The organism is Rossellomorea sp. GAMAL-10_SWC (genome assembly GCF_049568075.1).
GTDB lineage: Bacteria > Bacillota > Bacilli > Bacillales > Bacillaceae_G > Gottfriedia.
On the sequence record NZ_CP144911.1, the window covers coordinates 3,455,189 to 3,468,460 of the forward strand.

Sequence of the window (13,272 nt, forward strand, 5' to 3'; positions counted from 1 at the left end):
TTACGCAATCTCCTTTTTATCTTTTATGTTGGAATCCTTTTTTAAGTATTGCATGATTCCAACTGCAACTATACTTAGAGAACCAAATAAAATATAAATCGCTTTAATAGAAAATGCCTCTGATAAAAATCCACTTATGAAAGTACAGAACCACTCTCCCAATCCTAAGCCTAAACCAGAATAAATTGTAACAGCTGTTGCTTTTAAAGAATCCGGTGCTTGATCTCTTACAAACTGAAGAGCTGCTGGAATAAATAATCCAACCGATAGTCCTTGTGTAAGACAAGATAAATAAAGAATCGAAATCGGAGGATTTGTAAAATAAAAATACCATCTTAAAGCCGATACTAAAGCGGTTGCAATTAATATATTATATATGCCAAAACGATTAATTAATCTCTTAGCTACTTGTAAAAATGGTGCTTCACTTCCTGCAGAAATTAGAAATGCAATACCAACACCTGTTAATGTTCCACCTAAAGATTGAATATATAAACCGAAGTAAGTATTATTTGCACTTATTGGTCCAAAAACTAAAAAGGCACAAATTAAAAATAATAAAAATCTTTTATTAGATAGCAAAATTGGGACTCCTTTTAAGATTGGTTCCCTTTTGCTAATTGTCGTAGCGTTAGGAATAAAAATTGAAATACCTAAGCCGACTAGAATACAAAAAGCAAATACGAAAAATATAATGACTAAACCAAAAACTTCAGCTAATCTTCCTGAAACTAATACAGCTAATGCAAAACCAATTGAGCCATATAATCGAATAGCTCCGTAATTCCCACCTATTTTTTGGACATAATTCAGTGCAATACTATCTGAAAGAGGAATTAAAGCACTTTGTGTCATCGATAACATGATGACAACAAATAAAAGCATGCCATACGAAGTGATTGAAGAATAGAAAAGTGCAATTACAATTGTGGAGATTTGCGCTATAAGCAACATTTTTTTTGGATTAAGCGTCATGTCACTAACCATTCCCCATAGAGGCTGTGAAAAAATAGCAACGATTGGTGTTAAAGACATTAATATTCCAATTTGTGAAGTTGATAAATCCAACACATTTTTAAAGTAAGAAGAAAGTAAAGGTCCTAACGATCCTATTGCAAAAAATAAACAAAAATAATAGCCCTTAAAAATAAGTAAGATGCTATTTTTACGTGCATGTAATGTGTTCAATATTATTCTCAACTCCCAAAAAAATACATAAAAAAGGGGAGGAAATTTTCTCCCCTTACTGACGAAAAATGCTCGCTTTAACCTTATTGTCTCAATAAATCGAGTCGTTTAATCAGTCTAAATCTATATTACTTAACCAATTCAGCAATCGACTGTGCATAGATTGCAATTGCTTTTAATAAATCATCAATTTCAGCATATTCGTCTTTTTGGTGGGCTACTTCTGGTTTTCCTAAGAATAATGGTCCAAAAGCTACACCTGCACTTAATGAACGTGCATATGTGCCACCACCGATTGTTAACAATGTTGCTTCCTCACCCGTTTGCTCTTCATATACTTTTTGTAAAGTTTGAATTAATGGGTGATCTTTTGGAACATGGTGAGGCTTAGAATTTTTAATTTCATTAAATTCAAAGCTATATTTATTTCCACGTTCAGTAAGTGTTGAAATAACAAAGTCAATATCAGTTGTCACTGGATAACGTAAAGTTAAGCCAAATGAGCCACCATTATTTTCTTCGTATTGCATAATTCCTAAGTTAATAGTTAAATCTCCAGTAATATCATCATTAAACGCAACGCCCATGTTTTTACCACGAGAGTCACCTTTGAAGTTTTCAACGATAAACTTTAAGAATCGATCAGCATTAACATTAAATTCAAATTGATTTAAGAAGCTTGCTAATGCAATACCCGCATTCTTACCTTTATCAGGTTCCATTCCATGTACTGAAACACCTTCTACTGCTAAAACTTGGTGTCCATTTTCTTCAGAAACTTGAGCTTTACATCCTAGCTCACAAATATGTTTTGTAAATGCTTCTTGATCAAAGCTTGGTCCTGAAACGATTGCTTTTGCATAATCAGGTACCATATTTACTCTTCTACCTGAAGAGAATGAAACTAATTTATATTCACTCTCGTTATCTTCATTTAACTGCATTTGTTTGAAATTAATATCTAATATTCCCTTTTCAGCGTAAATGATTGGGAAATCTGCATCAGGTGCAAAGCCCATTGTTGGCATTTCTTCTTTTTCAAAGTAGTGATCAACACAACGCCATTGGCTTTCTTCATCTGTTCCGAGAATCATACGTACACGTTTATTAATTGGTAAACCTAATTCTTTAACAATCTTCATTGCATAATAAGCTGCCATTGTAGGACCCTTATCATCAATTGCGCCTCGTGCATAAATATTTCCATCTTTAATAATTGCATCAAATGGATCATGAGACCAGCCATCTCCAGCAGGTACAACATCTAAGTGACAAAGAATTCCTACTAGTTCTTCGCCGCTTCCCATTTCTAAGTGACCAGCAAATCCATCAACATTTTTTGGAATAAACCCGTCTTTTTCACCTAAATTTAACATGTATGTAAGTGCTTCATTAATACCTTTACCCATAGGTGCTTCTTTTGTAATTGTCGCTTCATCATAAACGCTTTCAATATTAAGAAGTTCAATCGTTTGCTTTAAATAATCATCTTTACGTTTTAAAACTTCTTCCATCCAATTAATTTGTGTCATAGAAATACCTCCTTTAATATAAATAGTTTATCACCTTTTAAAATTTAAACATAATTTATTCATAAATGGAACGAAAAAAGAAGGAATATGACACTCTTTGTAGAATATATTACCTTAAACTTGCAAAATGATTACGTTTGCGCAAATTTTCATTAAATTTTTGTATTTTTTTCATAAATTTCGTTATGAAACTACTGAAAAAGAGTAAAATGAAAATATAAGCTTAACTAGTAAAATACTTAACTAACCTGTTATGAAACAATGCGGTAGGTAAAGGAGTGGTTTTTTGAATTCTGGAACTTCTCGAATGCTGACTCGAATTAAAGCCATTTACATGTACATTAGTGAAAATGGCACCGTTTCTACAAAAGACCTAGTGGAGGAGTTTGGTATTACACCTAGAACAATCCAACGAGATTTAAACATTTTAGAGTTTAATAATCTAGTTTATAGTCCAAGTAGGGGAAAATGGGCCGTAACAGGGAAAAAAGTAAAAGCTTCTTCGTAAAAAAAGAAAAACAAAAACCTATGATTGTCTAGTCTGACGTCTAATCAAGGGTTTTTGTTTTTCTTTTGGCTCTCTATTAGGGATCCGATTAAACTTTATATTTACATTTTGAATCATCTTAACCTATTTATAAGTAACACTTTATTTCTCTTCGTTTACCGACTTTAATAGGTCAATCTCTTCATCAGTCAATTCTCGATATTCACCTAACTCTAATTCTTCATCTAACTTTAAAGGACCCATCTCAAGTCTTTTTAAGTAAGTAACTTTCTTTCCTACTGCTTCAAACATTCTTTTAACTTGATGGAATTTACCTTCCATAATAACTAGTTCGATCTCAGATTCTTCACCGGATTTAAGAATTGTTAAATAACCAGGTTTCGTTAAATAATCATCCTCTAGTGTTACGCCTTTTTCAAATGCTTTAATGTCAGCTTCAGTTACTACGCCATCAATCGTTGCATAATACTTCTTTGGTACGTGTTTTTTAGGAGAAAGTAATTGATGTGCCAAATGACCATCATTCGTAATTAATAACAATCCTTCCGTATCTTTATCTAAACGTCCAACTGGAAATGGCTCGAAAATGATATCTTCATATTCTAATAATCCGATTACAGTCTCATGCTCAGAATCTTCTGTAGCAGATATAACACCTGGTGGTTTGTTCATCATTAAATAAACAAACTCTTTGTACTCTACTACTTCACCATTTACCGTTACAACTTGCTGTTCAATATCAACATGCTCTTTCGGGCTTTTTACAATATTATCTCCAACTTTTACAACACCTTGTTTTAGTAGAGACTTTACTTCTTTCCTACTGCCATATCCCATATTGGCCAAAATTTTATCAATTCTCATTAATTAGCACCTTTTCTTTCTAAATAAAAGTTTAAGAAAACTCGCCGATTAGCGAGCTTTTTTTGCGAAGTCAAAGGCGTAGTTGCATTTATAGTTAATTCCTTAAATCAGCTTCTACGTCATTTTTCTTCTCCGCTGTCAATTTATACACTCTTAATGTGTAAAAAAAGGTGAACCACTACAAAAGAAGGTTCACCATATATTTTTATCCTCTTTTTCCAAACTTAAAACGATTCTTTAAACGAGCTCCTAAAATAATTTCAAATAAGTTTAATTTGTATGCGACACCTAAATAAACAATGGCCCCTACAATCGCTCCAATGATGACAAGGAACATTGAAATCATTCGACCATCTTTATAAGTCCACCAGAAACCTAATAAGTATTCTACAGCATAAACCGCTCCGGCCATTAAGCCAGATAAGATAATCATAAAGATGATCCTTCTAAACACTTTATTGAAAGAGAACTCCGCATTTTTACGAATATAATAGAAATTGTAAACGATTGAAAATAAATAGCCTAATGCGGTCGCTGATACCGCGCCATAAGTTTTGAATAAATGAATTAATGGTACATTTAATATAATTTTTAATATTACTCCGCCTATTAAACCAATAATCGCATATTTTTGTTTATCTAAACCTTGTAAGATTGCTACATTTACTGTGAAAAGTGAATACAATAAAGCTACTGGAGCATAAAAACCTAGTATACTTCCACCAAGTGTACTTTTTTGATAAAAAGCACTATAAATCGGTTCAGCCAAAACTGATATCCCTACTACAGCAGGAAGTGTTAAGAAAAATACAACCTGGTAGGTTTGGGTAATTTGACTTTGTAGCTTTTTATGATTTTTATTTACGAATGCTTCAGTTATAGCAGGAACAAGTGTTAAACCAAATGCCGTTGCTAATGAAACTGGAATCATTACTAGCTTGTGACTTGTGTATGAAAACATTACATAAGTATTCTCTGCAATATCTTTTAATCCAATTGCTTCCATTGCTCTATTGTAAGTAAACTGATCCACTAATTGATATAACGGGATAGCAAGTCCGACAAACACATATGGAATTGAATAAGAAAATAATTCTTTAAACATTTCTATTTTAGTAGGATAGATTAATCCTTTTGATTTTGGAAGAAGTTCATCTAAATGAACTTTTCGCTTTCTCCAATACCATAGTAAGTTTAAAATACCACCTACAGCACCAATTGTAGCTGCAAACGTCGATAACCCAACTGCTTGAGTAATTGTTCCACCCATAACTTTTAAAATGATATAACTTCCAACTAATGTAAATACAATACGTACAATTTGTTCAATTAGCTGTGAAACAGTAGTTGGGCCTGTTGATTGATGCCCCTGAAAAAAACCTCTATACAAACTCTGAGAAGGTACTAATATTAAAGCAGTACTTACTATTCGCATAACTGAAACTACATCCTCTACACTATTACCTTTTGTATCCTTAGGTATCATAAAAGGTGCGATATAAGGTGCAATGATATATAACGTTAAAAACGAAAAAATACCTGTACATATTAAGAGTAGCTGACTTGCATGAAAAAGCCTTCTACTTGTTTCATATTCTTCAATCGCATTGTACTTTGAAACGAACTTTGCTACAGCTAACGGAACACCTGCAGTAGCTATACTGATGAACAATGTATATGGAACATAACCATAATTATATAATGCAGACCCTTTTGAACCAACTAACGCATAAAAAGGGAATGTATAGATCATTCCTAGAAATTTTATTAAAAATGTACCAGCAGTTAATATGAAGGTACCTCGTAGCAATTTTGAATCTGACATAAACTGCCTCCTACCAATTCTCGATCAAACTAACTAATCTATCTTACCATATCATCTAAAAAGAAAAAATTAAAAAATGATAAGAAGTTGGAGCTTACTTGAAATAATGGTAAACTTACTAAAAGAAATTTGTAACGAAAGTAGTGAAATAATGGTTTATGATGTGATTGTAATTGGTGGCGGAACTTCTGGTCTGATGGCTGCAATTAGCGCTGCTGAAAACAAAGCTAAAGTTCTTTTACTTGAAAAAGGAACTAAATTAGGACAAAAACTCCTTATATCAGGTGGTGGTCGTTGTAACGTAACAAATCGCTTACCTATAGAGGAAGTTATTAAACATATACCTGGAAATGGTCGATTTTTATATAGCGCATTCTCTATTTATAATAACGAGGATATCATACAGTTTTTTGAAAACATGGGAGTCGCTTTAAAAGAAGAGGATCACGGGAGAATGTTTCCTGTATCAAATGACTCAAAATCAGTATTAAATGCATTAATGCAAAAACTAAAAAAACATCATGTAGATATTCAGACCAATCGAGCTGTTAAAGACGTACTCTATGAAGATGGTAAAGTAGTAGGAATCATATTGGATGATCGAACAGTCATTCACTCAAAAAGTGTTGTCCTTGCAGTAGGTGGTAAATCTGTTCCACACACAGGCTCGACAGGTGACGGATATGCTTGGGCAAAAAAAGCTGGTCATACAATAACTGAACTCTTTCCTACAGAGGTACCTATTACTTCAAGTGAAGATTTTATTCAAACTAAATCATTACAAGGCCTTGCTTTAAGAGACATTGAATTAAGTGTATTAAATCCAAAAGGCAAAAAAGTGATAGCCCATAAAATGGACATGCTCTTTACTCATTTTGGAATTTCGGGCCCTGCCGCACTACGTTGTAGCCAATTTGTATATAAAGTACAAAAAAAGTTTAAAACAAAAAATGTATCGATGGCGATTGATTGTTTTCCAGAGCAAAACGAGGAATCACTTTTCCAAGACGTAAACAGTATTCTTAAAGATGAACCTAAAAAAGCGATTAAGAACGTTCTTAAAGGTTATGTACCTGAACGATATTTACTATTTCTGCTTTCAAAATGTGGAATTGATGAGGCAACTCCTTGTAATGAAATTGCTACGATGAAATTAAGAGAACTTGTCCAATTATTTAAGGGCTTTTCATTTGTAGTAAACGGAACTCTTTCAATTGAAAAAGCATTCGTTACAGGCGGTGGCGTCTCAACAAAGGAAGTTCATCCAAAAGAAATGTCATCTAAAATCATGAATGGTCTTTATTTTTGTGGAGAAATATTAGATATTCACGGTTACACTGGTGGCTATAACATAACCGCTGCATTGGTAACTGGCAGATTAGCAGGAGGATCAGCTGCGGAATATTCTCAAACGAATTTTTAAGAAATAAACAAAGGACCGAACGAATACATTGTTTCGCTAGGTCCTATAATGTTTACATATGGAAAAGCATAAGGATTGATTCTTAAGAAACTTTATAAAAGTTAAACTGTTATTCCACAAACGTATTGTCTTAGTTGTATTCGAAAAACAATCAAACTGATTTTCTAGTTTTAACTTATGCTTTTCGCTTATTATATTTTTCTTTGGCACAAATCCACCGTCCCTAGTTTAAGGTCAAAGGCGAGCGTTCGATTGTTCGTGTTGCAAGTTCACTAATAAATAGAATCGTCCATCCTCTTCAACATACCCATCTGCCAATTGGAAAGATTGTTTTAAGTCTTTAAAGTAAAACTTTCCAATTAAATACTTTGAAGAATACAACTCCATATGCCCATCTTTAAATTTACCAATTATTTTATCGGTAATATCAATTTTTAATGTTTTAGGCAAATCAACCCCCTCCTTTCTAACAAGCAAAGACCTCAATGAAAAAATATATGAGGTTCTACTTTAATATATGTCACAACTCCATGGTTAATATTCCTTATGCCAAAAAACATTAGCCTAAATTAACCAATTAAATAAAAAATCCAACAAAAACGTTGGATTTCAGTAGGTAGACAAAATATCGATACAGATAAAATTTTTTTATTTGACCTCGCCTTCCCAGGCCATCATTCCACCTTCCATGTTGATCGCCTTATAGCCTAGCTCATTTAAATACTCACAAACATTCTCACTACGAACGCCTGCCTTACAAATAAAAATGTATTCAAATTCTTTATTAAAAACATCTAATTTGCTCGGAATTTGTCCCATTGGAATATGAACTGCTTCAGGAATTTTCCCATACTCAACCTCATAGTCCTCTCGTACATCTACTAAAAATAGCGTTTCTCCTGAATCTAAACGCTCTTTAACTTCATTTGCAGAAATCGTATTCATCATTGCTCATCCTTTCTTTATAGCAACATCTTAACAACTAATTATTTTCTATGCAAAAAGTAAGTTTAATTCTATCCACCTTAAAGGGGGAGGATGAGTTAGTAGAAAAGCAAAAATAAGAAATAACAAAGAAAAAACCTCAAAAGAGGTTTTTTCGAATTAACTATTTAGTTAGCAACGATATTTACTAATTTACCTGGTACAGCAATGATTTTTCGAACAGTTTTACCCTCAACTTGTTCCTTAACTGCATCATCTGATAATGCAATTTGCTCCATTTGCTCACGAGAAGCATCTTTTGCAACAAGTAATTTTGCTTTTACTTTACCATTAATTTGTACTACGATTTCAATTTCGTCTTCTACAAGCTTAGCTTCATCGTATGCTGGCCATGTAGCATATGCAATTGAATCACTATGACCTAGCTTACTCCAAAGTTCTTCACCGATATGAGGAGCAACTGGTGCTATTAATTTTACAAAACCTTCAACCATTTCTTTTGGTAATTGATCAGCTTTATATGCTTCGTTAATAAACACCATCATTTGTGAAATTGCAGTGTTAAAGCGTAAACCTTCAAAGTCCTCTGTTACTTTCTTTACTGTTTGGTGATATGTTTTTTCAAGACTGCTAGAAGTAACGCCTTCTACAATTTTATCTGAAAGCTCTTCATTATCAGTAACAAATAAACGCCATACTCGGTCTAAGAAGCGACGAGAACCATCTAATCCATTTTCTGACCAAGCGATTGATGCATCTAATGGACCCATGAACATTTCATATAAACGTAACGTATCAGCACCATGGCTAGCAACGATATCATCAGGATTTACAACGTTTCCTTTAGACTTAGACATTTTTTCATTATTTTCCCCTAAGATCATTCCTTGGTTGAATAGCTTTTGGAATGGCTCTTTTGTAGGAACTACACCTAAATCATAAAGGAATTTATGCCAGAAACGAGCGTATAGTAAGTGAAGAACTGCATGCTCTGCTCCTCCAATATATACATCAACAGGTAACCAATGCTTTAGTAATTCAGTATCTGCGATTGCTTCGTTATTATTTGGATCAATATAACGTAAGTAATACCAGCAGCTTCCGCCCCATTGTGGCATTGTATTTGTTTCACGTCTTCCTTTTTTACCTGTTACTGGATCTACTACATTAACCCAATCAGAAATATTCGCTAATGGTGACTCTCCAGTACCACTTGGGCGAATATCTTCTGTTTTCGGAAGAATTAATGGTAATTCCTCATCAGGAACAACTGTCATCGTACCATCTTCCCAGAAAATTACTGGAATTGGCTCTCCCCAATATCTTTGACGAGAGAATAACCAATCACGTAGACGATACGTAACTTTTTTCTCACCTGCTTTTGAAGAATCTAACCAATCAATTATTTTTTCAAGAGCTTCTTGTTTATTTAAACCGTTTAAGAAATCAGAGTTAACATGTTTACCATCTCCAGCGTAAGCTTCTTTTTGAACGTCTCCACCTTCAACAACTTCAACGATTGGTAATTTAAATTTAACTGCAAATTCGTGATCGCGCTCATCATGTGCTGGTACTGCCATAACTGCACCAGTTCCATAGCTTGCAAGTACATAATCAGCAATCCAAATTGGAAGCTTTTCGTTATTTACAGGGTTAATTGCATATGCTCCTGTGAAAACACCTGATTTATCCTTCGCTAAATCAGTTCTCTCTAGATCACTTTTCGATTTAACTGAATCGATGTATGCTTCGACAGCATCTTTTTGACTAGCTGTTGTAATTTGATTAACTAAATCATGTTCTGGAGCTAATACTACATAAGTTGCACCGAATAATGTATCAGGACGTGTTGTAAATACTGTTACTTTTTCATCGAATCCATCAACATTAAAGTAAACTTCAGCACCTTCAGAACGGCCAATCCAGTTACGTTGCATTTCTTTTAAGCTTTCTGGCCAATCTAATTCTTCTAGATCTTCTAATAATCGATCGGCATAAGCTGTGATTTTTAAGATCCATTGCTTCATTGGGCGACGCTCAACTGGATGTCCTCCGCGCTCACTTTTTCCATTGATTACTTCTTCATTAGCTAAAACTGTACCAAGAGCTGGGCACCAGTTAACTGGGATTTCATCTACATAAGCTAATCCTTTTTCAACCATTCTTAGGAAAATCCATTGAGTCCATTTGTAATAATCAGGATCAGTTGTATTAATTTCACGATCCCAATCATATGAAAATCCTAGTGCCTGAATTTGATTACGGAAAGTATTTATATTCTTTTCAGTAAACTCAGCTGGATCATTACCTGTATCTAATGCATATTGTTCTGCAGGTAGACCAAATGCATCCCAACCCATTGGATGAAGTACATTATAGCCTTGCATTCTTTTCATTCTTGAAAGGATATCAGTTGCTGTGTACCCTTCTGGATGACCTACATGTAATCCCGCCCCAGATGGATAAGGGAACATATCAAGTGCATAAAATTTCGGCTTGCTTGTATCGTCAGTTGTTTTAAACGTTTTATTTTCTAACCAATACTTCTGCCATTTCTGTTCAATAGAACCATGATTAAAACTCATATAATTGCCTCCTTTTTTCATGTATAAATGGCTCGGCTGTGGTCCTAGCGGTCTACAAATAAAAAAATCCTCCCATCCCAAAAGGGACGAGAGGATTTCCCGCGGTACCACCCAAATTAATGTAAAAAAACATTCACTTGTTTCCGTAACGTGGAACACGACATTTATTACTTGGTAAAAAACCGTTCACAAATGTGGCTTATGGGCGAGTTCATGAATAGAATGGATTGACTTTCACCAACCGTCAACTCTCTAAACCTCTTCATATTCACTACTATTCCCAATCATTGCCGATCATTTAGATTTAATTTATACCATTTTATTATAACCAAAGAAAAAGGTCAATTATACATTGCCTATTTTTAAGAAGCAAAAGTTTGATTATCAGCTTTTACTACTTTTTTTGCTAATCTTTCATAAAGCACAGAGAAAACCATGCTTATTACTAAAAAGACAACTAATATGATAAATAATACCCTCATATTAAAAGTATCAACAAGTGCCCCTCCAATAACTGGTCCGAGCATTCTTCCAACTGTTGCTGCACTATTTACAATCCCTTGATACATTCCTATACGATCTTTTGGAGCAAGCATATTTGCAATAGTTGGTACTGCAGGCCAGACGAACATTTCTCCAATTGTTAAAATGATCATACCCGTCATAAACATTGAGAAATGATCAGCAGTGCTCACAAGAATAGTCGAAGCGATAAAGAATCCAATTCCGAACAACATTTGCTTTCTCATACTTAACTCAAATTTACGTATCGCAGTTGATACGATTGGTTGAGCTAAGACAATAAGTGCACCATTTACAGTCCATAACAGACTATATTTTTTTAATCCAATGTGTAGATTTTGCATTTCTGAAGCAATCGTAGTTTGCCATTGAACATAAACTAACCAACATAAAACATACGCAACACAAACAATCATCAGAGCCTTCATTGAAGGTGTAAATGAAAATTTTTGTTTCTCTGCTTTTTCTACATAGGTTTCTTTTAATTGCTTAGGTTCACCAATATCTTTAAATCCAAATAAAGCTACTAAGAAGAAAATAATATATAATAGCAAATTAGCGGAGAAAATATAATTAATATTAGCGGCCGCAACAACTCCACCTAAAGCCGTACCAATCGCAACACCAAGATTTTGAGCTACATAAATTGCATTAAAAGCTTTACGACCACCATCTGGCCATGCCGCTCCAACCATCGCATACATTGATGGAAATACAATACCAACACCAAACCCTAATATTACGAAGAAACAACTGTAATATGTCCAAGAATGATTAATAACCAAACCTAATATCGCCAAAAACGTAATACTAATACCAGTAAGGATTGACCTATATCCCCCAAATTTATCAAAAAGCCAGCCCCCCAGCATATTTCCAAATACACCGGCCAATGAATTAAACATTAAAATAAGCCCCGCTACAGACAAGGACTTTCCTAAATAAATATGGATGTATACTGTATTGAATGGCCATAAAAAAGAATTACCTGTTACATTTAAAATCATACCGATTAACAAAAACCATAGTTTTTTTGGCATCCCTTACTCCCCTCAAAGCTGTCCCTTTTTATCTATTTTTATCTCGTTAACTCATTAATTGTAGAGGAGAATCTTCCTAGTTTCAAGGGGCACGCATTAAGTGGCGATAGATAAGAAGGACAAAAAACCTAGAAGGTATTAGAGAAGCACCATATAATCCCTAAAATTACCAAAATAAAACGAAAAAAGGAAGGCAAACCTTCCTTTTCCTTTACACCCTATTCCCTTTTCTACCTTACCCCTGCTTTGATCTCTGTGGTTGACCTTTTTTAGCGTTATTCATTTTGACTTGATCTACTGCTGAAAGTTCACCTGAGAATTCTGTTATCGTTTTATTCTTTGTTGTTTGTTCGGGATTACTACTTTTTGATTTCTTTTTAACCATTTTTGGTTTCCTCCTAAGGATTGCATATTCTTGAACATATTCTTGCATATTCTAGTCTCCTTTAGTGCGGAGTAATAATCATTTGATGTTGTAGCTGTGTTAATTGTCTACGTAAACGATTAAATTCATCTCTATTTTCTAAATTTGCAAGGTTTTCAACTTTTTCTAACTGCATAATTGCTTGCTCAAGCCCTGCCTGTGCTTCAGAATACTCGATTCCGTTAAAATGCTCTTGTTGCATGCCAATTTCTAATTGTTGTACTGCATAATCATAGGCTTGTTTCGCTTGTTGTACTTGTTCTTGTCCGAAATTGCGATCTGTTATTCCCAAGAAAATACCTCCTTTGAGACTTTAATGAAGTATCCGCTATGTAGGTTACCTCAAGGATAGTATTTCCGAACCTTTCAATCAGAGTACAATTATTTCTTTACAAATAAGAAAGGTTTTTCCATTT

At 34.0% G+C, this 13,272-nt stretch carries 12 protein-coding genes and 1 other annotated feature; of the genes, 2 read left to right on the forward strand and 10 right to left on the reverse strand.

Features of this window, described 5'->3' with window-relative positions:
• Together V5E38_RS17085 and pepV are read right to left on the reverse strand one after the other, a co-directional pair.
• The gene (locus tag V5E38_RS17085; protein ID WP_176522690.1) at nt 1-1,188 is read right to left on the reverse strand and encodes an MFS transporter; all 1,188 of its coding nucleotides are present in this window, start codon (nt 1,186-1,188) and stop codon (nt 1-3) included.
• A 128-nt stretch (nt 1,189-1,316) separates the two neighbouring features.
• Nucleotides 1,317-2,720 (reverse strand): M20 family metallopeptidase, encoded by a 1,404-nt coding sequence (gene pepV / locus V5E38_RS17090; protein ID WP_499210879.1) that lies wholly within the window; start codon nt 2,718-2,720, stop codon nt 1,317-1,319.
• Nucleotides 2,721-3,027: 307 nt separating this feature from the next.
• On the opposite strand from pepV, the gene V5E38_RS17095 reads away from it, so the two are divergent.
• The gene (locus tag V5E38_RS17095) at nt 3,028-3,228 is read left to right on the forward strand and encodes a DeoR family transcriptional regulator (protein ID WP_056473526.1); all 201 of its coding nucleotides are present in this window, start codon (nt 3,028-3,030) and stop codon (nt 3,226-3,228) included.
• Between the two features lie 141 nt (nt 3,229-3,369).
• Here V5E38_RS17095 and V5E38_RS17100 read toward each other — a convergent pair whose 3' ends face one another.
• The gene (locus V5E38_RS17100) at nt 3,370-4,092 is read right to left on the reverse strand and encodes a pseudouridine synthase (RefSeq protein ID WP_499210880.1); all 723 of its coding nucleotides are present in this window, start codon (nt 4,090-4,092) and stop codon (nt 3,370-3,372) included.
• A 205-nt stretch (nt 4,093-4,297) separates the two neighbouring features.
• Nucleotides 4,298-5,917: a putative polysaccharide biosynthesis protein gene (locus V5E38_RS17105; protein WP_499210881.1), complete on the reverse strand. Its 1,620-nt coding sequence runs from the start codon at nt 5,915-5,917 to the stop codon at nt 4,298-4,300.
• Between the two features lie 151 nt (nt 5,918-6,068).
• Between V5E38_RS17105 and V5E38_RS17110 the strand changes: the two genes are divergently transcribed.
• On the forward strand, nt 6,069-7,340 hold the full coding sequence (locus V5E38_RS17110) for a BaiN/RdsA family NAD(P)/FAD-dependent oxidoreductase (RefSeq protein WP_499213594.1): 1,272 nt from the start codon (nt 6,069-6,071) through the stop codon (nt 7,338-7,340).
• 234 nt (nt 7,341-7,574) lie between these two features.
• Here the strand turns inward: V5E38_RS17110 and V5E38_RS17115 are convergent, their stop codons facing one another.
• From V5E38_RS17115 to V5E38_RS17140, 6 genes are all read right to left on the reverse strand, one after another.
• Complete coding sequence (locus V5E38_RS17115; protein WP_069034724.1) at nt 7,575-7,790, reverse strand: DUF2553 family protein; 216 nt, start codon at nt 7,788-7,790, stop codon at nt 7,575-7,577.
• Nucleotides 7,791-7,988: 198 nt separating this feature from the next.
• A complete protein-coding gene (locus V5E38_RS17120; RefSeq protein ID WP_286133694.1) occupies nt 7,989-8,285 on the reverse strand; it encodes a rhodanese-like domain-containing protein in 297 nt (98 codons plus the stop codon).
• A gap of 167 nt (nt 8,286-8,452) precedes the next feature.
• Entirely contained in the window at nt 8,453-10,870 is a 2,418-nt protein-coding gene (gene leuS, locus V5E38_RS17125) for a leucine--tRNA ligase (protein WP_499210882.1), read from the reverse strand.
• A 79-nt stretch (nt 10,871-10,949) separates the two neighbouring features.
• Nucleotides 10,950-11,167, reverse strand: a binding site (T-box leader).
• A gap of 65 nt (nt 11,168-11,232) precedes the next feature.
• Complete coding sequence (locus V5E38_RS17130) at nt 11,233-12,432, reverse strand: MDR family MFS transporter (protein ID WP_499210883.1); 1,200 nt, start codon at nt 12,430-12,432, stop codon at nt 11,233-11,235.
• Nucleotides 12,433-12,667: 235 nt separating this feature from the next.
• Nucleotides 12,668-12,817: a glycogen biosynthesis protein GlgD gene (locus tag V5E38_RS17135; protein ID WP_097979244.1), complete on the reverse strand. Its 150-nt coding sequence runs from the start codon at nt 12,815-12,817 to the stop codon at nt 12,668-12,670.
• Between the two features lie 61 nt (nt 12,818-12,878).
• The gene (locus tag V5E38_RS17140) at nt 12,879-13,142 is read right to left on the reverse strand and encodes a DUF2524 family protein (protein WP_097979245.1); all 264 of its coding nucleotides are present in this window, start codon (nt 13,140-13,142) and stop codon (nt 12,879-12,881) included.
• Nucleotides 13,143-13,272: the final 130 nt, after the last annotated feature.